The organism is Variovorax guangxiensis (genome assembly GCF_003952165.1).
In the GTDB taxonomy this organism is placed as follows: domain Bacteria; phylum Pseudomonadota; class Gammaproteobacteria; order Burkholderiales; family Burkholderiaceae_C; genus Variovorax; species Variovorax guangxiensis.
In genome coordinates this window covers 159,029-185,604 of sequence record NZ_RXFT01000006.1, presented here as the reverse complement: position 1 = coordinate 185,604, position 26,576 = coordinate 159,029, and the positions used below count along the sequence as shown (strand labels likewise).

Here is a 26,576-nt window from a genome sequence, read left to right as displayed (position 1 = left end):
CGGCACGGGCGTACCCGTCAGCCAAGCGCGGCCAGTGCGTCTTTGACCCAGTCGAAGCCGACTCTTTCCTGCTCCAGGCGCAGGTGTCTGCCCAAGCGGTTGTCGCGCAAGTCGTCATAGAGCGCCCGCTCCTCCGGCCGAAGGCGCGTCAGCTCGCGCCCGGTCGGCGTCGCCTCGTCGCCCCATTGCATCTTGAATGCCATCAGGGTCTCACGGTCCATCAGGAACGACTCGACGTGATCGAAGCGAGCGCGCAGCTGATCGAGAATCGCGAAGCCGTGCGTGTCGATATCGCCCCAGTAATGAATGGCGCAACGCGCAAGCCAGGGAACATCGTTCAACATCTCGAAACCATAGCCGGAGCCGAAGATGACGATGCTTCCCTTGATGGGAGGAAAAGCGAGGAAGTTGATCTCGTTCTCGGTCACGAAGACACGAGAGCAGCCCAGGTCCCACCGCGCAAAGCCTGGCGCATCCACTGTGATGTCCTGCGCGGGGAAAGCCGCGCGAGACGCCAGTTCCGGGTCCAGGATACGGAACCGGACCCGGAACGGCTTGCCCAGAAAGCCATACCGCCGCGCGAATTCGCCCGTGCCAGTCGCCGTCTTGTCTATGGCTTCGGGCGCAAGGGTGAGGTCCAGCAATTCCATGAGAGTGCTGCGATGCGTTTCCATGAACTTGCTGTGCACGCCCGGAATATCCACCTGCCGCAGGTACACGCCGGGCCGAGGGCGCCTCTGCAGCCAGGCAATGATCTCCAGAAATCGAGGCCACTGGCTCTGTACCTCCAGCACCCGCAGCGGACGCCTGGCAAGCCACGGCAACAGCAGAGGCTGGCTGGCGCGCGTGAGTTCGATCAACGCCGCAAAGCGGACAGCCTCCTTCTGCTTTCCAACCACTGCAAGCGCCTGATCCAGGCTGTCGACCCAGACTTCGCCAGGAATTGCGTTGGGTCCCAGCACACGATGTCTGAACTCCCGCATGACGATGCGGTAGCCCGCTGCAGCACGGAGATCTCGGCTCCAATCGCGCACCTCATCGAAATGATCCGTCATTTCAGCCGACGTCGGGTCTTTCAATGCCAGCCGTCTTGGAAACAAGGTCTCGCCGGTGACCAGGCTCGCAAGCAGGTCACCGCGATCCCACAGCTTCAGTAGCTGGTCTCGCAAATCGGAGGGGCGCGTCCACTTCATACTGCAGCCTTCGCCTTTTCCGCACGATATTCGTCGATGGAAAGATTGCGCAGCCTCGATGAGCGCCCTTCCTCGTTGTGAACGAAGCCCACACTGGAGACAAATGGTTCGATGATGTGAATCTTCTGCAAGGGCGTCACGATCAGCAATTGCAGGTTGAGCTGCGCGAAAAGGCGCAACCCGTATTGCGCCGATTCGTCCGAACCACGCCCGAAAGCCTCGTCGATCACAACGAAACGGAAGGTACGAGACTTCACCTCTCCCCACTCCAGGCCGAATTGATAGGCCAGACTCGCCGCCAGGATCGTGTACGCGAGCTTTTCCTTTTGACCACCCGACTTCCCTCCGGAATCGGAATAATGCTCGTGTTCAGTGCCGTCCTCGCGCCAACGCTCGCTGGCAGCGAACACAAACCAATTGCGCACGTCGGTCACCTTGCCGGTCCAACGGCGGTCTTGTTCAGACACCCCTTCGCGCCCCCGCAATCGTTCGATGATGTGCTTGACCTGCAGAAACTTGGCTTCCGAGTACTGGGCATCTTCGGACCCGGTGAGGGTGCCCTCGGTGCACGCCCGCAACTCGGTCTGGAAGTCGCGCACGTCGGCATCCGGCGCAGGCTGTGCTTCGAGCACGATGTAGCGCCCCGTGTTGTAGTCGATCTGCGTCAGCGACTCGTTGATGCGCGCAATCCGGTCCTTGATGGTTTCGCGCTCTCTGTCGAGCTGGGATTTGAAATTCGCGACTTCGCGGATGGTGTTCTCGTTGAGCAGTTCTTTGAACCTCGCCTCGAAGCGTGGCAAGTCATCTGCTTCGAGGCTGTTCAGCATTTCCCTGTACTCGGATGCAGCTTCGACATTCGCATCGACCTCGGCGGTTTCGAGCTTGTAGGCATCCTTGTAGGCGACCATGGCCTGAATGATCTTGTCGCGCAATCTCTTGAGCTTGAGGTCTTCGGCATCAATCCTTGCCTGAAGCCAGTCGCGCATCTCGCGTTCGCGGTTGTCGCATGACTCGACGGTGAGTTGGTGTTCGCCCAGAGCTTCGGCTCTCGCACCGTCAAGGCGCTCGAAATGCATGGCGTGCAAGCTCAGTAAGGGGTCATCCAGCAAGACCTGAGTCTGTGCGTGCTGAGCCTCTGCATCGACTTTCTTCTGTTCGGTCTTGGAACGTCTGTCGCGGTGCCCGTCGAACTCGCTTTCAGTCCTTGCAAGAGCCTTGAGAAGTTCTTCCAGTTGCGAAGCCAGGGTTTTCAACATGTCGGAAGCGGACTCCAGTGCCACCTTGTCCTGCTCCAGCCTCGCCACCTCCTTCGCAAGCGACTGCCAGTCCAACTCGCCAAAGTTGTCATAGACATCAAGCTTGGACAAAGCATCCCAGCGCAGCTTGAGCGTGCTCCGCTCGCCCATCAGTCCGGCAACGACGCCCGCCTCGTCCGCCAGCCGCGTTTCCAGCGATCTGAGTTTTGCCTCCAGCGCCGCAATCTTGGCCGTGTTGGTCCAGCCGAGAACGTAACGGCTGCGCTCATCAAGCCGATAGCGGTCGTCCTTCTCGTGCCGCTCTCCCTTCGCCTTGATCTGCCCCGTGCGTGTAATGGCATGGGTTTCGCGGCGAAATTGCTCCTGGGTCAGACAACAGGCGACATCGAAGCGATGCGCAACTTCGCGCTCCAGCCAATCGTAGAAGGAGGAGTCGGGCTTGATCGATAGCTTGCGCGCCAGCGAGTCGCGATGCAGACCCGGCATGTCGCCGCGCTGTACGGCACGGACCCGGTAGTAGACGATACGCCCCCGAAGATGCGTTCTATCGACCCATTCGGATACGTCGGCATAGCTACCGTCCGGCACCAGCAGCGACAAACCAAAGCTGCGCATCAAGCGCTCGGCCGCGCCCTCCCATTCGCGCTCATCGTCCCGAATCTGCAGCAGCTCGCCTGCGAATGGCATGGCGTCCTCCTCAAGACCCAGTGCCTCGCACAGGGTGGCGCGCATCGCGATCTGTTCAGCCGGGATATTGCTGCGCCGCGCTTGCAAACTTCGGATCTCGGCCGTCAGCTCACCGTGTTCCAACCTTCCTTGGCGCAGCGTCACCTCATGCTCAGTCAAATCGTTCTGCAGCGCGGCCTCCCTCGCCTGGATGCCCTCTTTCATCCCGGCCAGATTCTGGCGCTGCGTCAAAAAATCGGAAGCCGACTCCATGTGGAGCAGCCCCACTGAACGCGCCAGCTCGTTGTAGTTCCTGGCCTTGATGCGCCGCCGCTCGACTTCGGCTTGCTTGCTGCGGATGGACTCGCCCAGTTGCTCCAGCCGATCGCCGCCGTTGTCGGAAATGCTCTTTCGAAGTTCCTTTTCCTGGGTGCGTTGACCGCCACGCAGTTCCTCCCATCGCTGCACCTGAGCGTTCTGCCGCGTCCATTCTTCAGTCAGGGAGGCAATGCGCCTGTCGAGCAGCTCCAGTTTCAGGCCAGCAAAATAGGGCCTGAGCGCCTCTCGGCATGCGCGCAAGTCGTCCGTCTGTTTGAGCAGATCCCCATGCCGATCGCAGTCGGCAATCAGAGGCGTCAACAGCTTCACCTGTTGCTTTGCCTTGAGCACGGCCTCATGCGCACGGTTCAAATCGTCGAAGTGCCCGATCAATGCGGCGATGCGCGGCGCCACATCGAAGGGCTCCAGCATGTGACTGCGCACGAAGTCAGTCAGGTTGCCCACCTGCTTCATCGACACGGTCTGATGAAACAGATCGAGTGCCTGCTCGTTTTCGATGCCGAAGCGCCGACGAAACCAGGCCCCGTACGGAGGAAAACTGGGAAGCACTTCGGCGCCCGTAGCACGAAGCTTCTTTCGCAGGGCAGAAATGTCGGCGCCGAAGTTCGCGAAGTCCTTGGCAATGGACAGATTTCCCTCCGCAACGACGAAGAAGCGCTCCGGTTGCCCCTGGGCGTCCTTCATCCAGAACACCTGTGCAAGCGTGACGGTCTGGTCGTACCCCGCGTTGTGAAACACGCCGAGGATGACCGAGTAGCTGTTATGACCTCGCAGCGCAACGGGTTTGGCCGAGCCGCTGCTTTCATTGCGCTCCGACTTGTAGTGTCCCAGCACATAAGAGCGCAAGCTGCGCTCCTTGTTGTCGGCCCCCGCGGCCTTGTTGTAGGCAACGCGATGCGCCGGCACCAGCAACGTGGTCACGGCATCGACCAAGGTCGACTTTCCGGAGCCGATATCACCGGTCAGCAGGGCATTGCGGCCATCCGGATGCAGTGCCCACACACGCGCGTCGAAGGTTCCCCAGTTGAAGACTTCCAGTCTGTGCAACCGAAAACCCGAAAGCGCCTCGTCGGCAACGAAATCCAGGGCGACGGTCTGTTCTTCACTCATCGGCCGCGGCCTCCGACCCGGTCAGAAGCTGCAAACGGTAGCTTGCCAGCCGCGCGTCCAGGTCGGACAGCCATTGCGCGTCGACAAAAGCCTTGAGGATGCGGCGAACTTCGAAAGCTGCGATTTGCCCGTCATGCGTGCCGCCGCCCGGCTTCAATCGACGCAGAAAGCCCAGCTCCACGATCTTGGCCAGATGGCTCTCGAGCTGATCCACGAACTTGGCTTCGTTGCTCTGCTCGGGCAAGAACACCCTCATCAATTCCACGATCTGGTCGCGCGAAAGAACGAGCCGGGTGTCGCCACCACCCGCATCGAACTCCGCCAGCTTCTTGCGCAGGAGTGCCAACAGCAGGCTCACAGGAAAGGACAACGGACGCCTGACGATCAACCTGGGCAATTTCACTGCGGAAGGATCTTCCGTTTCTTCGGCAAGACGCGTGCGAGAACGAAGAAAGGCATAGCCTTCCGCATCGTCCAGCACCAGTTCCAGGTCTAGCACCGCGACATAGTCACGAACGCGAGCCTGAAGGTTGTAGAGCAAACTCCACAATCCACTGTCGACCTCTCGATAGATCACACCCCTCAGCAAGGGAATAACTACTACCGATAGATCGCGCGTCTCGGCGCCACCGAGCGGCAACGGTGTTTCAACATTCTCGTCCATCCTCTTCGCCTCCCTATTGGACTATCGAACAAAAATGACGCGCGGCAGCCGCGCCTTTCGGGATCTCGCAAGGCCGTCATGTCCAGCGACCTGCCAGAAAACAGCGTCCGTGGTCGCCTCGTCGATGACGGCCGCGAACGTCTGATCGGCCAGTTGCAGGTAAGCAACCAGCTCCGCCAGACCGTGCCGCAGCGGCTGCATCTGTGTCAATTCCTGCAGCGTCACCTGCGTGCGGTCCTGCAGCGCATGGCGCACGTGGCGCTCCAGCTGCGCCTTGTCGATCACCACCTGGGAGAAGAGCGCGCCCGCATCCACATCGCTCTCGCCGGACTCCAGCGCCGTATCGACAATCGACGGCTTGAACGCGGGCGTGTAGAGCGGTCGCTCCATCGGCAGTTCCAGATCGACAACCGGCACTGCAATGCGCATCGTCTCGCCAGCGGGCGGGGACTCGCGCAATGCCAGGGCCTTCGCCTCGATACCACGCAGAATGTCCATGATGCGGCGATTCTCCAGCCAGGCCTGATCGTCGAGGAAGCGCCGCAACTGCTGGGAAAGTTGAGACACCGTCCGCTGTGCATGCTCGCCCGCCTCAAGCCAATCGTAGTGAACGCGGCGGGTGCGGGTGTCTGGCTTGAGGTCCGAAACGGCCGGAAGACTCAGCACGCGCTCCAGCATCGCCGAGAGCTCCTCCTGCCGGCGACTCGACATGAGGAAATCCCAGAAAGCCCGAAAGCTGCGTCCCTGATCCGAATCGGCAATCGCATCGCGCTCACCCATGATTTCTTCCAGCAAGAGACCTTTCGCACCATCCCACAGCGCAATGCGCTCCCGGACACGCCGATCGAGGCCGCGAAAATTTTGCTCCACTTCGCGAAAATCGGTCATCAGCTCGCGCGCCAGCGCGATGAATTGCTGAAAGCGTTCCTTCAGCGCCGTGTCATCCAGCAACGGAACATCTCCGCCGAGAATCTTTGCGATCTCGGCATCGATCTCGTCCCGCCGTTTGTGCAGTTCGGCAATGCGTGCCGCGGGGTCGGCCTCGCTGCCCTGGCTCATCTGCTTGAGCAGTTCGAACAACGTCAGCAGCCTCGACTCTGTCCCCACAAAGGCTCGCGCCGTCAAGGTTCCAAGCCACGCGATAGCCCTTTCAGCCGGAGGCGTCAGATCGAACTGAGGCTCATCCGAGCCCAAGGCGTAGAACTTTCGCAGCCACCCTTTGTCGTTGCCGGCCCAATCGTTGAGATATTCGACGGCCGCCTTAGGAAAGGAGTTCGGGCCCACGCGCTCGCGCAGTTCAAAAAGTTCATCCTCCAGCGCTTCGGCAAGATCTGCCTGCGACATCACTCGCACATTCGGCGCGACGAAGACACGGTGCAAGAAACTCGCCACCAGAGGTGCATGGTCCGAACGCAGCAGACGCCACGCGGGATGGCTCTGCCGAAGCAAATCCAAGGTGACGTAATCGAAGCTCACGCATCCTCCCCATTCTTCTGATATCGCTCCAGCTCCTGCTCGATCTGCTCGATGGTCGGCAAGTTCGTCTGCAATTCCTTCGGCAGCGACTCGACCAACTGGTATTCAGCGATGCCGATGGGCTTGTTGGAGTCGCGAAGCGCATATTCGGCAACCACGCGATTTTTTGTCTTGCATAGCAACAAGCCGATGGTCGAGGCATCCTGATCAGACTTGAGTTGAGCATCGACCGCCGTCAGGTAAAAGCTCAACTGACCAGTATGCTCAGGCTTGAAAGCTCCTGCCTTCAGCTCGATGACCACATAGCAGTGCAGTTTCAGGTGATAGAAAAGCAGGTCGATGAAGAAATCATCGCCGCCGACTTCAATGGGCACCTGTCGTCCCACGTATGCAAAACCAGCACCGAGCTCCAGCAAGAATCGGGAAATGTGCTCGACCAGCGCGGCTTCGATTTCGCGCTCCCCCGCTTCTTGGCCAATACCCAGAAAATCAAATACATAGGGATCTTTGATCGCTTGCAGCGCAAGATCCGAGCGCGGCGCGGGAAGTCGGGTCGAAAAATTGCTGACCGCTTTCCCCTCTCGCTCCAGAAGACGGGTTTCGATGTGGATATTGAGCGCATTGCGCGACCAACCCTGCTCGATCGCTCTTTGCGCATAAGCCAGGCGCAACTGTGCTGTCTTGAGCTTGGTCAGTAAGACCAGGTTGTGGCCCCAGGGCAAATGTCCAACACCCTGTTGGACTATTTCCCCGTCGGGCCATGCCTCGGCAAAAGCGCGCATGTACATGAGGTTGGCGCGAGAAAACCCTTTCATCTCGGGAAAGGCCGTACGCAAATCGTGGGCCAACCGCTCAATTACCCTGGCACCCCACCCTTGCTTGGCCTGCCGTGCGAGGATGTCCCGGCCAATCTGCCAATACAGACATACCAACTCATGGTTTACAGCAGTCGCCGCGCGCTGCCTGGCAGCATGGACACGCAATTTCAGTTCAGTTAACCAATCGGCGTAGCCTGTAGGCACATCCGTGAGTGACGGAGGTCCGGAATTTTTCATTAACACTGGATCCTGTTGCAGATATAGGCTGGCACAAGCACCGTCGAAGCGACGTGGCAGATTATTGAAGGTATTGAAATCGAATGACTATCTCTCGTTTGCCGCAGGCCATTCTTTTCTCTGAAATTCAGGCACTTCTACAATCCGCCCGGCACCGGCACTTCAAGACTCGACAAGGCCCTGCGATCCGTCGCCCGGTCTTGTGCTGCGGGGTAACCCCGTGGCGGATGGATGGCTTCGCATTCCGGCGCGCAAGCGGCGCTGCGCATCCGCGCAGACCAGCTGGCGCATCACCGGCTGGTTGAAGGGCCTGGTGCCACCACCTTCATCGGCTTCGCCGCCTCGGGATTCATGACGCGTGAACTGAGCTACAGGGAGTGGATCGCACGCAGCCTCGCACGTGCATTGCTCGCCGACGCTAAGCAGCCCGGCGGCACCGACCCGGGCGCGCTGCGGGCGCGGGCCGCGGCGACGCTGGGCGCCGATGCGCCATGGCTCAAACCGCTGGCGCAGGCCCTGGGCAACAGATCGCAGGCCACCTGGCGGCGCACCGACCTGCCGGCGCTGGCCAGGGCGATCCACGACATGCCCGAGTTCGATGCGGCCTTCGAGCAGAACGAGCCGCCGCGCGTGCGGCGCATCATCCTGCGGCCCGCGCAGATGCTCCCGCGCCCGATGGGGCTGGACCATTTCGCGCTGCCGCACATCCCCACGCTGGCCGAGCTTGCGCAATGGCTGGAGCTCGATGCAGACCGGCTGGCGTGGCTCACCTCCGCTGCGCAGGCCTTCCGCGCTCCGACCGATCCGGACACCCGGCAGCCCGCGTCGCACTACCGCTACCAGCTCCAGCCCAAGCGCCTCGGCGGCATGCGCCTGCTCGAGATTCCAAAGGCCGACCTGAAACGCGCGCAACGCCGCATCCTCGACGACCTGCTGCGACACGTACCCGCACACGAGGCGGTGCACGGCTTCGTGCTGGGTCGCTCGGTCGCAAGCCATGCGGCGGCGCACGCGGGCAAGGAAGTGGTGATCGGCTTCGACCTGCGCGACTTCTTCCCCGGCATCCGCGCCTCGCGCGTGCACGCGACGTGGCGCACGCTGGGCTATCCCGAGGGCGTGGCGCGCGCCCTCACCGCCCTGTGCACGCACCGCACCGACGACGCGGTGATCGAGCGGCTGCGCGACGACGGCGGGCTCGACTGGATCGGTGCCAGGCGCCTTGCCGCGCCGCACCTGCCACAGGGCTCGCCCTGCTCGCCCGCGCTGGCCAACCTGTGCGCCTTCAGGCTCGACCTTCGGCTCGAAGGCCTGGCGTGGGTCTTCGGCGCCAGCTACACGCGCTATGCCGACGATCTCGTGTTCTCCGGGCCGGCCTCGCTGCGCGCGCAGTTCAACGCCCTGCGCGCCTGGGTGAGCGGCATCGCGGCCGACGAGGGATTCGAGCTTCATCCGCGCAAGATTCGCTGCATGCCGCGGCACCGCCAACAACGCGTGACCGGCGTGGTGGTCAACGACAAGGCCAACACGCCGCGCGAGGACTTCGACCGGCTCAAGGCGGTACTCCATCGCTGCGCAACGCAAGGCCCGGCCAGCCAGAACCGCGCGAAGGTCGACGACTTTCGCGGCCACCTGCTGGGCAGCATCGCATGGATCGGCCAGTTCAGCGCGACGCGCAAGACAAGGCTGATGCGACTCTTCGATCGCATCGACTGGACGGACGCCACGCAAACGCCCTCATGAAGCTGGGGTGGACCGGATTGCTCCGCGAGCGCAAAGCGCTACATTTTTGAAAACGACGGAGGCCCCTGCAATGAACGACATCCGGTTCACACCCGACGAGCTCTCCACCCTGCGCGAACACGGCATCGTGCTGTTTGCCGACCGCGTGATCTTCGACGCGCAGCCGCCGATGCCGCAGCAGCAGATCGATGCCGTGCAGGCCCTGTGCGCAGGCCCGATCCCCGAAGCGCTGGTCGCGCTGTGGCAGCAGACTGCGGGCGGGCGGCTCGACTACGACCTGTCGCTGCAGATGAACGGCAACCTGGAGAGCATCAGCTGGAGCGAGCTCTTCTGGGACGGCAGCGACGGCTACCACGACCTCCAGGGCTGGATCGAGCACGAGCAGGAACTGGCCGGCGAGGCCGCCGAGGAAAGCGGCACGCCCTGGAGCGGCAAGCTCACGCACCTGCCCTTCGGCGGATTCGAGTACACCGACCGCGTCTACGCCGTGGTCGAGCCCGGCGCCGGGCATGGGCAGATCGTCGCCTGGAAGAAAGGCCTGCCGCCGGCCTGGACGCACGCGCTGCACGAAGACACCGTGAACACCATCGCGCCCGACCTGCTCGGCGCCTTCGCGGCGCTGCACCTGGACGAAGACCCGCTCGCGCCGACCAGCGACTACTTCTCGGGCCAGACGCTGCTCGGCTACCTCGACGACCGGCACGAGGACCACGAGCTCGACCTCGACCTGATGGACAAGCTGGTGACCTTCTATTGCCGCGCCGTCGTCGACTGGCGCACGCCGCTGGCCGAGGGCACGCTGCGCCACAAGCCGCAGCTGGCGCGCGTGGCCCTGCGCCATGCGATCGGAACGGACGATCCCCGGCTGGTCGCCGAACTCGCCGCGGCGGGCGTGGACTTCGGCGGACCGCACCAGGGAAGCGCGCTGGCCACCGACGTCGCAGTGGGCCACGGCGCCTTCGCCGCCGCAGCCGCGCTGGTGCGCGCGGGCGCGCCGGTGGCGGCCGATGCGCTGCGCAACATCGACGGGCAGATCGCGCCCGAACTCACGGCCGCGCTGCTGGACAACGGCGCGGAGCCCAACGTGGCGGCCATCGTCAAGTGCGCGGCCTGCGGCGCGCCCGCGAGCGCGCACCTGATCGCGGATGCATGCGCGAAGGCGGGCATCGACGTGCCGCCCGCGTTCGTCGCGGAGCGCGACGCGATGCTGCTCGAACTGGAAACCGCGCTCGCGAAGATGCAGGACGGCAAGTACGGGCACTACCTCGGGCAGGAAGGACTGGCCGAGCGCATCGAGCATCTGCAGACCTTCAGGCTATAGACCGGATCTCCCCCAGGCTTCGCGCACTTCGTTTCGCTGCGCCAACCCCCTCACCGGGACAACACCTGCGGTCCGGCAAAGCCGGTTCCGCGGTTTTCCTGGCATCGGTGCCCGCTCCACGGGCACCGACAGGCATCTCAGCCGCCGTACAGCCAGGGCTGGTCCAGCAGCTTCGCGCCGAGCAGGCGCATCGCCATGTCGCGGCCCAGCCGCACAGGACCGGTGGCATGGAAGATCTCGCCGTTGCGGCGCGCGCGTGCCTGCACCTGCGCGTTGCGCGCCCAGCGTGCCTCGGCGTAGCGGGCGAAGGCAGCGGGCACGTCGGCCGCGTCCGCATCGGCCATCGCATCGGCCAGCGCCACGGCATCCTCTATGGCCATGCCCGCGCCCTGCGCGAGGTACGGCACCATGGGGTGCGCCGCGTCGCCCACCAGCGCGACGCGTTCGTGCGCCATGTCGGCAGGGCCCGTCATCGGCGCGCGATCGCCCAGCGACCATGCGCGCCAGCCGGGCATGGCATCGAGCAGGGATTGCAGGCTGGCGCAGCTGCGGCCCATGGCCTGCTTCAGCGCGGTGATGCTGGTGGACTGGTCCCAGTCGCGTGCGTCGCCGGCCGGGGCGGATTCGGCGATCACGACCACATTGAGCCATTCGCCGCCGCGCACCGGATACGCCACCGCATGCAGGCGCGGGCCGAGCCAGACATCGACGCGGCCGCGCCGCAATGCGGCCGGCAAGGCGGGCTGCTCGACCAGCCCGCGCCAGGCCGTGTGGCCGGTGACGCGCGGCGGCTGCGCCGCCGAGGGGCTGTCGAGCTGCCGCCGCACCATGCTCCAGAGGCCGTCGGCGCCGACCACCGCCTCGCCCTCCCAGGCGCGCGCGTCGGTGCTCGAGAGGCAGACGAGATCGTCGCTGGTCTCGACCTGCCTGATCTGCGCGCCGGTCACCAGCGCGCCGGTGCCGCGCGCGCGCACGGACTCCAGCAGCAGGCCGTGGAGGTCGGCTCGATGAACGCAGAAGTAGGGGGCGCCGTAGCGCTGCTGCATGGTGTCGCCCAGCGGCATGCGGGCCAGCTCGGAGCCGCTTTCGGCGCTGTGGACCACCAGCGCCTCGGGCCGCGCCGCGATGGCCGCGAGCCCGGTGCCGAGGTCGAGTTTCCGGAGTCGCCGCGTGGCGTTGGGCCCCAGCTGCACGCCGGCGCCGATTTCACCGAAGGCCGGAGCCTGTTCGAAGACGTCGGCCCGGTGCCGACCTTGTGCGAGTGCCAGCGCGGTAGCCAGCCCCCCGATGCCGCCCCCGGCGACGAGGATGTGCGCGGGCATCGGTCTCAGCGGCCGTGCATGGACGGGCTGCTGGCGACCTGTTCGGCTTCCGGTTGTTTGAGGGGTGCCTTGGGAGCGCAGCTGCCGCAGGTGTCGCACGAGCCGCAGCCCGATGTCTTGGCAAGCGAGGCCGCCAGTTCCTTGGCGCGTTCTTCGTCGATCAGGCCCGCGCGCTGCGTGCCGGCCGCGAGCTTCTGCGCGGCGCCACGGCGCCACCCTGCGGGCATCCAGCGCCAGACCGCGTAGAACGCGGCGGCCGCGACGATCAATCCGACGATCAGTTGTTGCGTCATATCTCAAATACTCCAATCCCGAAGCCTACACCGCGGGGAATACCGCGGAACCGGCTTTGCCGGGCCGCAGGTATTGCCCCCGGAGAAGGGGGGCGGCCACACGAAGTGGGCAAGCCTGGGGGTGTGCTTTTTTACCCCGCCCCGAGTGCCACTGCAACGTGGTAGGTGATGAAGCAGGCCATGTAGGCCAGCGCGAAGAGGTAGCCGGCCATGATCCAGACGTACTTCCAGGAGCCCGTCTCGCGCTTCACCGCCGCCAGCGTCGAGATGCACTGCGGCGCGAACACGTACCAGACCAGCAGCGACAGCGCGGTGGCCAGCGTCCAGCTGCCGGCGATGAGCGGCTCCAGCGCGCCCGCCACGTCGTCACCGGTAGCCGACAGCGCATACACGGTGCCCAGCGCGCCCACGGCCACTTCGCGCGCCGCCATGCCCGGCACCAGCGCGATCGAGATCTGCCAGTTGAAGCCGATGGGCGCGAAGATGTGCTCCAGGCCGCGGCCGATCATGCCGGCCAGGCTGTACTGGATGGCCGGGCCGGTCGCGCCTTCGGGCGGCGACGGGAAGGTCGAGAGGAACCACAGCAGGATCGTCAGCGTCAGGATGATCGTGCCCACGCGCTGGATGAAGATCCATGCGCGCTCGTACAGGCCCAGCGCCAGGTTGCGCAGGTTGGGCCAGCGGTAGGCCGGCAGCTCCATGAGCAGCGGCGAGTGCTGCGTGCTGTCGCGGAAGCGCTTCATGACCCAGGCCACGGCCATCGCCGAGACGATGCCGAACACGTACAGCGCGAACAGCACCACACCCTGCAGGTTGAAGATGCCGCCCACGGTACGCGCCGGGATGAAGGCCGCGATGAGCAGCGCATACACGGGCAGCCGCGCCGAGCAGGTCATCAGGGGCGCGATCATGATCGTCGTGATGCGGTCGCGCCAGTTGCTGATGGTGCGCGTGGCCATCACGCCCGGAATGGCGCAGGCGAAGCTCGACAGCAGCGGAATGAACGAGCGGCCCGACAGCCCCACGGTGCCCATCACGCGGTCGAGCAGGAAGGCCGCGCGCGGCAGGTAGCCCGAGTCTTCCAGCGCGAGGATGAAGAGGAAAAGAATCAGGATCTGCGGCAGGAAGACGATGACGCCGCCCACGCCCGCGATCACGCCGTCGACCAGCAGGCTCTGCAGCATGCCCTCGGGCATGTAGGTCTTCAGCAGGTTGCCCAGCCCCTCGGTGCCGGCCTTGATGGCGTCCATCGGCACGTTTGCCCAGCTGAACACGGCCTGGAACATCAGGAACATGGTCACGGCCAGCACCAGCATGCCCCACACGGGGTGCAGCACCACGCGGTCGATGCGGTCGCTGGTGGCGAGGCTGCCGACCGGCTCCTTCACCGCGAGGCCGAGGATGCGGCGCACCTCGCGCTGCGTGGCCAGCACGTCGTCCAGGCCCGGTGCCTTCCAGGGCTGGGGCGTGGCAGCGGCCACGGGGGTGTCGAGGGCTTCGAGCAGGCCCTGCGCGCCGCCGGTGTGCACGCCGACGGTCTCGATGACCGGCACGCCGAGTTCGCGCGCGAGCACGGCCGTGTCGACCGCGATGCCCTGCTTCTTCGCCATGTCGGTCATGTTGAGCGCCACCACCATCGGCAGGCCGAGGCGCCTGGCTTCGAGCACCAGCCGCAGGTTCAGGCGCAGGTTGGTGGCGTCGGTGACGCACACCAGCAGGTCGGGCAGCGCTTCCTTGCTCTGGCCGGTGACGATGTCGCGGGTGACGGCCTCGTCGGCGCTCAGCGCGTTCAGGCTGTAGGCGCCCGGCAGGTCGAGCACGAAGACGCGGCGGCCCGAGGGCGTGCGCAGCGTGCCCTCCTTGCGCTCGACGGTCACGCCCGCGTAGTTGGCGACCTTCTGGCGGCTGCCGGTGAGCAGGTTGAACAGCGCGGTCTTGCCGCAGTTGGGATTGCCCAGCAGCGCGATGCGGCCCGGCTGTGCGGTAGGCGCGAGGCGGCCCGGCCCCTGGATGACGGCTTCAACCATGGTTGGCGGCTCCCGGCGTGACGTGGATCAGCGCGGCCTCGTGGCGGCGCAGCGCGAAGGTGGTGTGCCCCAGGCGCACGGCCAGCGGCTCGCGTCCCGGGATGCCGCTGGCGACGATGCGCACCGCCTCGCCCGGCACGAAGCCGATTTCGGTCAGGCGCAGGACGAGCTCGCGGTCGTCGGCGCTCTCGGGGCGCGCCACGTCGAGCACGGTGGCCCACTGGTTGTTGGGAAGCTGGTCGAGGCGCAGGGCGACGGCGGTGGTCGGCGCCGCGCCGAAATCGTTGGTTCGCACGGTGGGGGCGGAGGCGCCCTGAATATCGGGCGCATCTGTAAGCAAAACCCAGATGCTAGCAATTCTCACTCGCGAAAACCTGACCAACCCCTCAGAAATGCGGGCTGCAGGGCCAGAAACACCGCGGAACCGGCTTTGCCGGGCCGCTGGTGTTGCCCCGGAAGGGGGTTGGCGAAGCGACACGAAGTGCGCGAAGACTGGGGGCGAGCCTAGTTCAGCCCCAGCATGCCGCGCAGTTTGGAGAGGTCTTCGGCCAGCGTGTTGACCCGCCCGGCCAGCAGCTTGCGGTCGCGCTCGCTGAGCTTCGAATAGGTTTCGAAGCCGCCGTCGGCCGTGCGGTACTTGGCCAGCGTGTCGAAAACCACCTTGAAGTTGGCCTCGGCCTTGTCCGAGAAGGCCTTGTTCTCCTTCACGACCAGCGGGCGCAGCAGTTCGACGATCTTGTAGGCGCCCTCGAAGTTCGACTGGAAGTCCCACAGGTCGGTGTGGCTGTAGCGGTTCTCCTCGCCGGAGATCTTGGTGGCCGCCACCTCCTCCATCAGCACGGCGGCGCCGCCCACCACCTTCTCAGGCGGGAAGGTCAGCGCGGCCAGGCGCTTCTGCAGTTCGAGCACGTCGGCCAGCAGCTTGTCGGCCACGAGGTTCAGCCCCTTGGTGCTCTTCTGCACCCACAGGCCGTGTTCGATGCGGTGGAAGCCGCCGAAATCCGGGTCCTTCTCGGCCTTCTCGTGGTCGTCGGCGCGCGAATCGATCGCTTTGTCGAGATCGTTGAAGAGCTCGGCCACCGGCTCGATGCGCTCGTAGCTGGTGCGCGTGGGCGCATAGAGCTTCTTCGCCTTCTCGACGTCGCCGGCCTTCACCGCGGCGGTGAAGGCGCGCGTGTCCGCCGCCAGCTTGCGCACGTTCTCGGCGACGTAGATCTTGTAGTCGGAGATCGGGCCGACCAGTTCGAGCGGCGACACGGCGGCCTGCGCGCCGGCGACATGAAGCCCGGCGAAGCCTGCGACGAGAGTGGTGAGGAAGTGGCGGCGGAACTGCACGGTCATGGATCTCCTTGTTCTGGGCAGTGATGAAAATCTTGCGGGCCTCTGGCAGACCGGCCTTCAGGCGGACATCAGCGAGCGCCCGAGCCAGTCGCGCTCGTCCCGCACGCCCGGCAGCGTGAAGAAAAAGCCGCCGCCGATGGGCTTGATGTATTCCTCGAGCGGCTCGCCGTCGAGGCGCTTCTGCACGGCGATGAAGCCGTTCTCGAGGTTGGCCTGGTAGCAGATGAACAGCAGCCCCATCTCGAGCTGGCCCGACTTGGTGACGCCGTTCGAATAGTTGAAGGGCCGGCGCAGCATCAGGTTCTTGTCCGAAGCCCTGGTGCGCGGGTTCGCCAGGCGGATGTGCGCATCCATCGGCGTGACCTTGCCTTCGGGGTCCTTCGTGTAGTCGGGCACGTCGTGCTCGGTCTTGCCGCCGTCCATCGGCGCGCCGGTGGGTTTCAGGCGGCCCATGATGGCCTCCTGCTCCTGCAGCGGCGTGCGGTCCCAGCGCTCGACGAAGTTGCGGATGATGCGCACCGCCTGGTAGCTGCCGCCCGCGGCCCAGGCCGGTTCGTCGCTGCCGGGCTGCACCCAGACGATGCGGTCCATGAGAGCGCCGTCGGCCGAGTCGGGGTTGGCCGAGCCGTCCCTGAAGCCGAGGAAGTTGCGCGCACTCTCGGCCGGCTTGCCGGGCACGGCCGGAATCGGCGGCACCGTGCCTTCCTGCTTCCAGTGCAGCACCAGCAGGTCGGGCGTGTTCTTGATGATGTCGCGCAGCGCGTGGATGTTGGTGTCGGGCGTGTTGGCGCAGAACTGGATCGACAGGTCGCCGTGGCACAGCGCGGCATCGAGCGCGTCGTTCGGGTGGCGCTGCATTTGGCTCAGCCGCAGCGGCTTCTTCTTCGCGAGGCCGAAGCGCTCGTCGAACAGCGATGCGCCGACCGACACGGTCACGGTCAGCGCATCGGGCTGAACCACCGGCCCGAGGATGCCCGAGCCCGCCGGCGGGAGCCTGGGGTCGGGGTCCGTCTGCGGCCCGCCCTGCGTGAGGAAGGCGATGCGCTCGGTGAGCGTGCGGAACAGGCGCTCCAGGTCGGCGCGGTTCTCGGCCAGCACGTAGAACGACGCGATCATCCCGGCCGTCGGGCGCGGCGTCACGATGCCGGCCTGGTGCCTGCCGAGGAAGGGCACGCGGTCCTGCGTGTGGGTGCTCTGCGGCGCGTCGGTGACCTGCGCGCCGTTGTCGGGCGCGGCAGCACGGGTAGAAGTTGCAGCGAGGCCGGCGAAGGCTGCGCCTGCCGCGCCGAGCATGCGGCGGCGGTGCGGTGAAACGGGCTCGGGCTTGTTCGACTTGTCCATGGTGCTGTCTCTCAACTCATTCCAGCCCGAGCGCCGCGTTCACCTTGCCGAACTCCTCGGCCAGCGCGCGCACGGTTTCGGCCATCGCCTTTCTCTGCGCCTCGTCGAGCGGCGCGGGCTTGAAGCCCTCGCCCTCGCGGTAGGCCCCCAGCGCGGCGTCGAAGGCCGCGAAGCGCTCGTCCACGCTCTTCTGCAGCGCGGGCGCGGCCTTCACGAGCAGCGGCTGCAGCAGGTCGGCGATCTTCTTCGTGCCCTCGTAGCTGCCCTGCAGGTTCGCGGCCTCGGCGTGCCCGTAGTGGTCCTCGCCGCCGGCCGGCAGGTTGTCGGCCACGCGGCGCAGCAGCTTCGAGGCCGAGCCCGCGAGCCGCTCGGGCGGCACGTTGAGCCCGCGCAGGCGCTCCTTGAGCACGCCGATGTCGGCGATGAGCCTGTCGGCGACGGGCGCCAGGCTCTTGGTTTCGTTCTGGCCGTACAGCCCGTACTCGATGCGGTGGAAGCCGGTGAAGCCCGGGTCGGCCTCTCGCTTCTCGAAGTAGTCGGCGCGCGCGTTGATGCGGGTGTCGAGGTCGGCGAACAACTCGGCCATCGGTTCGATGCGCTTGTAGGCCTGGTGCGCCGGCGTGTAGAGCGCCCTCGCCTGCTGCAGGTCGCCGGCCTTGATGGCGTCGGTCAACGCGCGCACCGCGTCGTCGAGCGAACCGGCTTCGAGCCGCAGGAAGGTCTGGTACTCGGCCAGCGCGCCCACGTAGTTGACCAGCGAGGGCCGGGCCGCTTCGGCGTCCGATGCGGCCGACGGCGTCACGCGCAGCTTGCCGCGCGGATTGCTCAGCAGGCCGCAGGTGATGGCGAATTCGCCCGGCTGCAGCTTGACCGTCATGGTCTGCGAGAAGCCCGGCGCGATGTTCTCGCGCTCCTCCACCACCATCACGCCGTCGAGAATCTCCCACTCGAGCGCGCGGTTCGACTTGTTGACGATGGTGAAGGTGGTGCGCCCCGCCGGCACGGTGATCTCGTTGGGCTCGCAGGCGTTGCCCTGGATGGTGACGGTGACGGCGTTGTCGGCCGCCCTGGCAGGCGCCTTGCGCGCCTCGTTCGAGGCATACCAGAAGGCCGCGAGGCCGGCGACCACCAGCAGCGCCGAGGCGGCCACCGCCGCGCGCATCAGGTTGGACGAAGAGGGCTTGTTGTCGGAAGAAGAAGAAGAAGAGGACATTGCAGGTGTCAGCGAGCCACGGCCGCGCGAGGCGCCGGCGCGGCGGCCGGGCGCAGGAAGAAGAACAGCGAGACGGCCAGGAAGGCCAGGTAGACGACGACCTCGCCCACCACCGGTGCGGCCTGGTAGCCCAGCAGGCCCGAGAGCACGGCGCCCAGGGGGCTGTCCATCGGCAGCGCGGTGCTCATGTCGAACACCACCGTCTGCAGGTGGTTCCAGACGCCGCCTTCGTGCAGCTTGCGCAGCACGCCGGCCAGCAGGCCCGCGGCCACCAGCAGGATGAAGAGGCCGGTGAAGCGGAAGAAGCGGCGCAGGTCGAGCCGCACGCCGCCCGAATACAGGCCCCAGCCGATCGCCACCGAGACCGCGATGCCGCCCAGCGCGCCCACCGGCGCCTCCCAGCCGCTGCTCTGCTGGAACACGGCCAGCAGGAAGAACACCGACTCCAGCCCCTCGCGCGCCACGGCCAGGAACACCATGCCGATCAGCGCCCAGCCCTGCCCGTCCGCACCCTTGCCGAGTGCCTTGTCGATGGAGGCCTGCAGCTCGCCCTTGATCGAGCGCGCGGCCTTGCGCATCCAGAACACCATCGAGGTCAGCATGACCACTGCGATCAGCCCGACCACGCCCTCGAACAGCTCCTGCTGCTTCTGCGGGAACTCCGCTGCCAGCAGTTGCAGGCCGGCGCCCGCGAACAGCGAGAGCGCGGCGGCCAGCAACACGCCGACCCACACCGCGGGCATCAGCGCGCCGCGTCCGCTCTGCTTGAGGTAGCTGGCAACGATGCCGACGATCAGCGCGGCTTCGATGCCTTCGCGCAGCATGATGAGGAATGGAATGAGCATCGGCTTCGGAAATGGAGGCGGTTGAGGCTCTCCGGAGCCGGCATGGGTGAGCGCGCGAGTCTGCGTTTGCCTTTGCTTCTGGCTCCACGGAGGAGCGTCCGAGCATAGCGCATCAAATAAGAAACATTCTCATTTGTGGACTTTTCTTGCCGAATGGTAATGATTGCCCTGCCCGCTTCGCCCTACCCGCTCCCGCCGGAGCGGCAGCGTCAGGAAACCAGTTCGGCGACGTGGGCGCTGACCGCGCCGCCGTCGATGCGCAGCTCGGCCGCCGAGATCGGCAGCCTGAACCGCCTCGGCCCCGCGCTACCAGGATTGACGTAGAGCACGCCGTCGCGCTCCTGCACCTTCGGCTTGTGCGAATGGCCGGAAACCACCACGCGCACGCCCGCCGCGCGCGGGTCGATGTCGATCTGCGCGAGATCGTGGATGGCGTAGAGGCGCACATCGCCGAAGGTCACCAGTTCGGTCTCGGCGATGCGATCGGCCCAGGCTTCGCGGTCGTTGTTGCCCCGCACGACCGTCAGCGGCGCGATGCGCGCCAGCGCTTCGAGGATGCCGGCGTTGCCGATGTCGCCGCCGTGGACGATGAAGTCGCTACCCTCCAGGAAGGCGAGCGCCTCGGGCCGCATCAGCCCGTGGGTGTCGGAAATCAGGCCGATGCGAATCATGGAGAAGAAGGAGCCGGCGCGGACGCAAGATGCGCCTGCGCCCGCCCCAGCGGCCGCTCAGGCGGCCAGCAGCTGCCGCAGCACGAAGGGCAGGATGCCGCCGTGCTTGTAGTAGTCGACCTCGATCGGCGTGTCGATGCGCAGGCGCACCGTCACTTCCTGGTGCGAGCCGTCGGCGCGGTGCACCACCAGCTTCACGTCCATCTGTGGCTTCAGCTCGCTGCCGATCACCACATCGATCTGCTCGTTGCCGGTGAGGCCCAGCGTCTGCCATGAATCGGCGCCGCGGAACTGCAGCGGCAGCACGCCCATGCCGACCAGGTTGGCGCGGTGGATGCGCTCGAAGCTGCGCGCCACCACGGCCTTGATGCCCAGCAACTGCGTGCCCTTGGCGGCCCAGTCGCGCGAGGAGCCGGTGCCGTACTCCTCGCCGCCGAACACCACCGTGGGCGTGTTCTGGGCGATGTACTTCATGGCCGCGTCGTAGATGAACATCTTCTCGCCCGACGGCTGGAACAGCGTGACGCCGCCCTCTTCCTGCGTGCCGTTGGCATCCGGCGGAATCATCAGGTTCTTGATGCGCACGTTGGCGAAGGTGCCGCGCATCATGACGTCGTGGTTGCCGCGGCGCGAGCCGTAGCTGTTGAAGTCGGCCTTGGACACGCCGTGCGCCTTCAGCCAGATGCCCGCGGGAGAGCTTTCCTTGATGGAGCCGGCCGGCGAGATGTGGTCGGTGGTGATCGAGTCGCCGAACAGCGCCATGATGCGCGCGCCCTTGAAGCCCGCATCCGTGGAATGCGGCTCCATCTTGAAGCCCTCGAAGAACGGCGGCTCGGCGATGTAGGTCGACTCCGGCCAGTCGTACACCTGCCCGGTGGTGCCCTTGATGCTGCTCCAGAACTTGCCCGGATCGGTCTTGACCTTGTCGTAGTTCGCGCGGAACGACTTGGCGTTCATCGCATAGCGCAGGTTCTGGTCGATTTCCTTCGGCGTGGGCCAGATGTCGCCCAGGTACACGTCCTTGCCGCCCTTGCCCTTGCCCACGGGCTGGGTCATCAGGTCGGTCATCACGTTGCCTGCAATGGCGAAGGCCACCACCAGCGGCGGCGAGGCCAGGAAGTTGGCCTTCAGGTTCGGATGGATGCGCGCCTCGAAGTTGCGGTTGCCCGAGAGCACGGCCGCGCCGACCAGGTCGTTCTTCGTGATGGCTTCGTTGATCTCGGGCGTGAGGTCGCCCGCGTTGCCGATGCAGGTGGTGCAGCCGTAGCCCGCGAGGTAGAAGCCCAGCTTCTCCAGGTACGGCAGCAGGCCGGCCTTCTCCAGGTATTCGGTGACGATGCGCGAGCCAGGGGCCAGCGAGGTCTTCACGTGCGGCTTGACCGAGAGGCCCGCCTCCACCGCCTTCTTCGCGAGCAGGCCGGCGGCCAGCATCACGCTCGGGTTGGAGGTGTTCGTGCAAGAGGTGATTGCGGCGATCAGGACGTCGCCGTTGCCGATGGTGACTTCGCCCTTGGGCGCGGCGGGCGCGCTGGCGCTCACGTGCGCGGCGGCCTTGGTCGAGCGGTTGGCCACCATCTCGACCACGTCCAGCGGCGCGCCCGCCGGCGGCGGGGCGGCTTCCTCGTCGCCGCTCTTGCCGGCGGCGGCCAGCGGATAGCGCAGCTTGAGCTTGTCGGCCGGCTGGTTGAAGCCGTTGGCGTCGTTGGGCTTGCTGTAGAGCTCCGAGAACTTGGTGGAAAGATCGCCGAGGTTGATGCGGTCCTGCGGCCGCTTCGGGCCGGCCAGGCTGGGCGACACGGTGCCGAGGTCGAGCCTCACCACCTTCGTGTAGTCGATGTCGCCGGGGTTGGGCATGCCGAACAGGCCCTGTGCCTTGTAGTAGGCCTCGAAGCGCTCGACCTCTTCCTTGGTGCGGCCGGTGCCTTCGAAGTACGCCACCGTCATCTCGTCGACCGGGAAGAAGCCCATGGTCGCGCCGTACTCGGGCGCCATGTTGCCGATGGTCGCGCGGTCGGGCACCGCGATGGAAGCGGCGCCCGGACCGAAGAATTCGACGAACTTGCCCACCACCTTCTCGGCGCGCAGGATCGAGGTGACGTAGAGCACCAGGTCGGTCGCGGTGACGCCTTCGCGAAGCTGGCCGGTGAGCTCGAAGCCCACCACGTCGGGCGTCAGCATGTACACCGGCTGGCCCAGCATGGCCGCCTCGGCCTCGATGCCGCCCACGCCCCAGCCGACCACGCCGATGCCGTTGATCATCGTGGTGTGGCTGTCGGTGCCGACCAGCGAGTCGGGGTAGTAAGTTGGTTTGTCTTCCTTGTCGTTCGGGCTCTTGTAGACGCCGCGCGCGAAGTACTCGAGGTTGACCTGGTGCACGATGCCGAAGCCCGGCGGCACCACGCGGAAGGTGTCGAAGGCCTGCATGCCCCACTTCATGAACTGGTAGCGCTCGTTGTTGCGCTGGAACTCCAGCTTCATGTTCAGGTCGAGCGCCTTGGGCGTGCCGTAGTAGTCGACCATCACCGAGTGGTCGACCACCAGGTCGACGGGCACCAGCGGCTCGATGGTCTTGGGCGACTTGCCCAGCTTGCCGGCCACGCTGCGCATGGCGGCCAGGTCGGCCAGGAGCGGAACGCCGGTGAAGTCCTGCAGCACGACGCGGGTGACGACGAAGGGAATCTCGTCGACGCGCTCTGCATTCGGCGCCCAGTGGGCCAGCTCTTCGACGTGCTTGGCCGTGACCTTCTGCCCGTCGCAGTTGCGCAGCACCGACTCGAGCACGATGCGGATGGAAACCGGCAGGCGGTCGACAGATGGGTATTGCTTGGCCAGCTCCTTCAGGGACCAGTATTTGCCGGACTTGCCCGACGGGGTCTTGAAGGACTTGAGGGTGGACGCAAAGGCATGCGCCGGGGCTTTGGCCATGGAGAGACTCCTGTTTGTTCGTGGAAGCCTCTCAAGGATAGCTGGGATGAATGTCAACCGTTGTAGTCGGTCTTCTCTCGAAGCGCCTCTTCCGGCCCCCTGCTTCCTCATCGCGAAAAGCGCGGGAAACAGAGGCGCCGCGGGCATGCGCCGGCTCACCAGCGGCCGGCCGGCGTCAGGCTCGCGGCGGAGCCTGCGTTGCCACGGCTGCGGCGCAGCCCGGTCCACTGCAGCTCGGCCAGCACGATCACGCACACGGCCTGCGCCAGCACCCAGGCCACGCCCACGGCGGTGACCGGGAAGATGCCGCTCACCAGCAGCGAGATGCAGGCCACGGCCCAGCCGAAATTGCCGACGACGACAAGGCCGATCAGCGTGCGCGGCGGCGTGCTGCGGCTGGCCATGAAGGCCGCCATGGCCGCGTAGGCCAGAAGGAACACGCCGGTGCCCATGAGCAGCGGCGCCGGCAGCCCGGTCAGCCCGGCGAGCGCGCCGGTGAAGGCGACCTGCAGCGCGCCGGTGGCGGCGCAGGAGGCGGCGTCGGCCCACATCACGTTGGGCAGGAAGCGGGGGGATGCGAAGATGGACATGGCGGACATGGAATCGCTCCTTGGGTGGTTACGCCGCAAGCCAGTCCTGCCGCGTTGGGGTCGATGATTCCGGCTCCGCTGCATCGGGTCGATGACCTGGGAGGTCATGGCGCCGCGCCATCGCCACGCCAGAATGCGGGTCCATGAACACCACCCGCTCCCACACGTCCAAGGCCGGCCAGCCCGGCGCGCGCGACCCGTTCGGCGCGCACCTGCGGCACTGGCGCACCCATCGCCGGCTCAGCCAGCTCGACCTGGCGCAGGAGGCCGAGGTCTCTACCCGGCACCTGAGCTACGTCGAAACCGGCCGCGCCGCGCCCAGCCGCGAGATGGTGCTGCGGCTGGCCGAGCGGCTCGAGGTTCCGCTGCGCGAGCGCAATGCGCTGCTGGTGGCCGCCGGCTTCGCGCCGATGTACAGGCAGCGCTCGCTCGACGACCCCGCGATGGCCGCCGCGCGCCGCGCCGTCGACCTGGTGCTGAAGGGCCACGAGCCCTTTCCGGCGCTGGCCGTGGACCGCCACTGGAACCTGGTCGCGCACAACGCGCTGGTACCGCTGCTGATGGAAGGCGCCTCGCCCGAACTGCTGAAGCCGCCGATCAACGTGTTGCGCCTGAGCCTGCACCCCGAGGGCGTGGCGCCGCGCATCGCCAACCTCGCGCAGTGGCGCGTGCATCTGCTGGAGCGCCTGCAGCAGCAGATCGCCGCCACGGGCGACGCGGTGCTGCAGTCATTGCACGACGAACTCGAAGCCTATCCGGCGCCCGCGGTAAGCCACGACGCGCCCGTCATCGACACCGCGCTGTCGGCGGTGGCCGTGCCCTTCCAGGTGGTGATGCCCGGCGGCGTGCTGAGCTTCATCAGCACCATCACGATCTTCGGCACGCCGGTGGACGTCACGCTGCAGGAACTCGCGGTGGAGTCGTTCTTTCCGGCGGACGAGCAGACGGCGGCTGCTCTGACCGCACTGGCGGCGCAACAGCAGCAGGCGGGCTGAGGTCCGCCCTGCCCTGCGCATCGCGCGGCGGGCCTTCGAAGTCGTCGACCTGGATGACCTTGTCGGCCGCCTTCAGATAGGCCAGCGCCAGCTCGGGGTCGGGCGCCGAGCGCGCAGCCTCTTCAAGCGAGTTCGTGCGGCGCAGCACCTTGTTGAGCGCGGCCGTGCCGTCGCCAAGCTTCGCGCCCAGCTCCATCGCATGCATCAGGTCGAGCAGGCCGCCCGCGGCTGGCTCGCTCAGGTCGGGCGCCAGCCGCCCGACGAGGCGCGGGTCCTTGCGCAGCAGGTCGGCCAGTTCGAGCAACTGCAGGTCGCGCAGCGGCGCCAGGTGCGCGGTGCGGCGCAGTACCAGCGAACCGATCACGCGCCGCCCCGGCGCCGGAAGGTTCGCGTAGAGATCGCGCAGGATGCCGCCGGCCTCGTCGATCTGCAGCCGGATCGCCGCTTTCGCGAAAGGCAGCATTTCCGGCGCCCGCTCGACGCCGTGGCGCCACACGCAGGCGCTCGCCAGATAGAGATGCGCGAGCACGTCGCCCAGGCGCGCCGAGAGCAGCTCCATGCGCTTGAGCTTGCCGCCGAGCATGCCCATCGCGAGATCGGCCGTGAGCGCGTACTTGGCGCTCATGCGCGCGATGAGCCGTGCTTCATGCACCAGTTCGTCCGGCGGCGAGCCGAGCACCGGCGCGCCGAACAGGCTGCGCCACAGGTTCACCGCCACGTGCCGGCCGTGCGCCATCAGCGCCTTGCCGAGCGCGGTCTCGTCCTTCGCCTGCACGGCGGCCATTTCGTCGAGCACGTGCGGATGGCACCGCACCGCGCCCTGCCCGAACACGATCAGCGCGCGCGTGAGGATGTTGGCGCCCTCCACCGTGATCGCGATCGGCGCCTGCCGGTAGGCCACGCCCAGCAGGTTGGAGGGGCCCGAGATGATGCCCTTGCCGCCGAGGATGTCCATGCCATGGTTCACCGCGCGCCGGCCCGCTTCCGTCAGCTGCACCTTGAGGATGGCGCTCGCCACGCTGGGCCGCTCGCCTTTGTCGAGCGCGGCGGCCGTGAAACGGCGCGCCGCGTCGCTCGCATACAGCTCGGCCGACATCTGCGCGACCAGCCCCGCGACAGCATGGAACCTGCCCACCGGCATGCCGAACTGCTCGCGGATCCGGCCGTAGCCGTTGGCCACGTACAGCGCGGTCTGCTGCATCGCCGAGCCCAGCGCGGGCAGCGATATCGCGCGGCCCGCCGCAAGGCATTCCATCAGCATGCGCCAGCCCTGGCCGACCTGCTGCTCGCCGCCGATGATCCAGTCCATCGGCACGAACACCTGGCGGCCGTGGATCGGGCCATTCATGAAGGCGCTGTCCATCGGCCGGTGGCGCCGCCCGATCTCCATGCCGGCCTGCGGCACGGGAATGAGCGCGCAGGTAATGCCCAGCTCGCGCTCGCCTTCCGGCCTGCTCTCGTCGATGGCGTGGAAGGCCAGCCCGACCACGGTGGCGACCGGTGCGAGCGTGATGTAGCGCTTGTCGAAATCGACCAGGAAGCCGCGCCGCATGCGCCCGCCGATCTCGCGCTCCACCAGCACGCCGCGATCGGGAATCGAGGCCGCATCCGAGCCCGCGTAGGGCGAGGTCAGCCCGAAGCACGGCAGCTCGCGGCCGTCCGCCAGGCGCGGCAGGTAGTGGGCCTTCTGCGTGTCGGTGCCGTAGCGCAGCAGCAGCTCGGCCGGGCCCAGCGAATTGGGCACCATCACCGTGACGGCGGTGGCCACGTTGACGGTGGCGATGCGCGCAACCACCGTGGCGTGCGCATGGTGGCCGAAGCCGAGGCCGCCGAACTCCTCGGGAATGATCATTCCGAAGAAGCGCTTCTCGCGCAGGTAGCGCCACACCTCCGGCGGCAGGTCGCGCGCCTGGTCGATGGCATGGTCGTCGAGCATGCGGCACAGCTCGCGCACTTCGTTGTCGAGAAAGGCCTGCTCGCGCTCGGTGAGCCGGTTCGGGCCCATGGCCGCGAGTGCGTCGAAGTCGGGCCGGCCCGCGAAGAGTCGCCCCTCGAAGCCGACAGTGCCGGCCTCCAGCGCGGCGCGCTCGGTGTCGCCCAGCGGCGGCAGCGCCTTCGAGAAAGGCTGCATGGCCCATCGGCCGATCAATGAAGCCAGTGGCATGGTGCGTCTCCTTCCTGCCGCCGCGGATT

Annotated in this window: 20 protein-coding genes; 3 read left to right on the top strand and 17 right to left on the bottom strand. The window is 66.4% G+C overall.

Annotated elements, in window-relative coordinates; translation table 11 throughout:
* Positions 1–17: 17 nt before the first annotated feature.
* The 5 genes from EJP67_RS16055 to EJP67_RS16035 are packed head-to-tail and all read right to left on the bottom strand — an operon-like array spanning position 18 to position 7,759.
* Complete coding sequence (locus EJP67_RS16055) at positions 18–1,193, bottom strand: Wadjet anti-phage system protein JetD domain-containing protein (RefSeq protein WP_126022710.1); 1,176 nt, start codon at positions 1,191–1,193, stop codon at positions 18–20.
* Positions 1,190–4,564: an ATP-binding protein gene (locus EJP67_RS16050; protein ID WP_126022709.1), complete on the bottom strand. Its 3,375-nt coding sequence runs from the start codon at positions 4,562–4,564 to the stop codon at positions 1,190–1,192. Before EJP67_RS16050 ends, EJP67_RS16055 begins: the two co-directional genes overlap by 4 nt.
* A complete protein-coding gene (locus tag EJP67_RS16045) occupies positions 4,557–5,228 on the bottom strand; it encodes a DUF4194 domain-containing protein (protein ID WP_126022708.1) in 672 nt (223 codons plus the stop codon). The genes EJP67_RS16050 and EJP67_RS16045 overlap by 8 nt, the downstream gene beginning before the upstream one ends.
* 21 nt (positions 5,229–5,249) lie before the next feature.
* Positions 5,250–6,704, bottom strand: a complete 1,455-nt coding sequence (locus EJP67_RS16040; RefSeq protein WP_126022707.1) for a DUF3375 domain-containing protein — start codon at positions 6,702–6,704, stop codon at positions 5,250–5,252.
* On the bottom strand, positions 6,701–7,759 hold the full coding sequence (locus EJP67_RS16035; protein ID WP_126022706.1) for a PDDEXK nuclease domain-containing protein: 1,059 nt from the start codon (positions 7,757–7,759) through the stop codon (positions 6,701–6,703). Before EJP67_RS16035 ends, EJP67_RS16040 begins: the two co-directional genes overlap by 4 nt.
* Positions 7,760–7,990: 231 nt before the next feature.
* On the opposite strand from EJP67_RS16035, the gene EJP67_RS16030 reads away from it, so the two are divergent.
* Both EJP67_RS16030 and EJP67_RS16025 read left to right on the top strand, forming a co-directional pair.
* Positions 7,991–9,499, top strand: a complete 1,509-nt coding sequence (locus tag EJP67_RS16030; protein WP_126022705.1) for a reverse transcriptase family protein — start codon at positions 7,991–7,993, stop codon at positions 9,497–9,499.
* A gap of 70 nt (positions 9,500–9,569) precedes the next feature.
* On the top strand, positions 9,570–10,820 hold the full coding sequence (locus tag EJP67_RS16025; RefSeq protein WP_126022704.1) for an SMI1/KNR4 family protein: 1,251 nt from the start codon (positions 9,570–9,572) through the stop codon (positions 10,818–10,820).
* Positions 10,821–10,957: 137 nt separating this feature from the next.
* Here EJP67_RS16025 and EJP67_RS16020 read toward each other — a convergent pair whose 3' ends face one another.
* From EJP67_RS16020 to EJP67_RS15970, 11 genes are all read right to left on the bottom strand, one after another.
* Positions 10,958–12,142, bottom strand: coding sequence for an FAD-dependent monooxygenase (locus tag EJP67_RS16020; protein WP_126022703.1), 1,185 nt, complete (start codon positions 12,140–12,142; stop codon positions 10,958–10,960).
* A gap of 5 nt (positions 12,143–12,147) precedes the next feature.
* Complete coding sequence (locus tag EJP67_RS16015; protein WP_126022702.1) at positions 12,148–12,435, bottom strand: DUF6587 family protein; 288 nt, start codon at positions 12,433–12,435, stop codon at positions 12,148–12,150.
* Positions 12,436–12,566: 131 nt separating this feature from the next.
* Entirely contained in the window at positions 12,567–14,462 is a 1,896-nt protein-coding gene (gene feoB / locus EJP67_RS16010; protein ID WP_126022701.1) for a ferrous iron transporter B, read from the bottom strand.
* Positions 14,455–14,757 (bottom strand): FeoA family protein, encoded by a 303-nt coding sequence (locus EJP67_RS16005; protein WP_126022700.1) that lies wholly within the window; start codon positions 14,755–14,757, stop codon positions 14,455–14,457. The genes feoB and EJP67_RS16005 overlap by 8 nt, the downstream gene beginning before the upstream one ends.
* Before the next feature lie 209 nt (positions 14,758–14,966).
* A complete protein-coding gene (gene efeO / locus EJP67_RS16000; RefSeq protein ID WP_126022699.1) occupies positions 14,967–15,803 on the bottom strand; it encodes an iron uptake system protein EfeO in 837 nt (278 codons plus the stop codon).
* A gap of 57 nt (positions 15,804–15,860) precedes the next feature.
* Positions 15,861–17,144: an iron uptake transporter deferrochelatase/peroxidase subunit gene (gene efeB / locus EJP67_RS15995; RefSeq protein ID WP_126022698.1), complete on the bottom strand. Its 1,284-nt coding sequence runs from the start codon at positions 17,142–17,144 to the stop codon at positions 15,861–15,863.
* 16 nt (positions 17,145–17,160) lie between these two features.
* A complete protein-coding gene (efeO, locus tag EJP67_RS15990; protein WP_126022697.1) occupies positions 17,161–18,357 on the bottom strand; it encodes an iron uptake system protein EfeO in 1,197 nt (398 codons plus the stop codon).
* Between the two features lie 8 nt (positions 18,358–18,365).
* Entirely contained in the window at positions 18,366–19,202 is an 837-nt protein-coding gene (efeU, locus tag EJP67_RS15985) for an iron uptake transporter permease EfeU (RefSeq protein ID WP_126022696.1), read from the bottom strand.
* Between the two features lie 209 nt (positions 19,203–19,411).
* The gene (locus tag EJP67_RS15980) at positions 19,412–19,873 is read right to left on the bottom strand and encodes a metallophosphoesterase family protein (RefSeq protein ID WP_126022695.1); all 462 of its coding nucleotides are present in this window, start codon (positions 19,871–19,873) and stop codon (positions 19,412–19,414) included.
* 57 nt (positions 19,874–19,930) lie between these two features.
* Positions 19,931–22,798, bottom strand: a complete 2,868-nt coding sequence (locus EJP67_RS15975; RefSeq protein WP_126022694.1) for an aconitate hydratase — start codon at positions 22,796–22,798, stop codon at positions 19,931–19,933.
* Positions 22,799–22,953: 155 nt separating this feature from the next.
* Positions 22,954–23,388, bottom strand: coding sequence for a hypothetical protein (locus EJP67_RS15970; protein WP_126022932.1), 435 nt, complete (start codon positions 23,386–23,388; stop codon positions 22,954–22,956).
* Positions 23,389–23,531: 143 nt separating this feature from the next.
* On the opposite strand from EJP67_RS15970, the gene EJP67_RS15965 reads away from it, so the two are divergent.
* Positions 23,532–24,383, top strand: a complete 852-nt coding sequence (locus EJP67_RS15965; protein WP_126022693.1) for a helix-turn-helix domain-containing protein — start codon at positions 23,532–23,534, stop codon at positions 24,381–24,383.
* Here EJP67_RS15965 and EJP67_RS15960 read toward each other — a convergent pair.
* Positions 24,283–26,547: an acyl-CoA dehydrogenase gene (locus EJP67_RS15960; protein WP_126022692.1), complete on the bottom strand. Its 2,265-nt coding sequence runs from the start codon at positions 26,545–26,547 to the stop codon at positions 24,283–24,285. The genes EJP67_RS15965 and EJP67_RS15960 overlap by 101 nt on opposite strands.
* Positions 26,548–26,576: the final 29 nt, after the last annotated feature.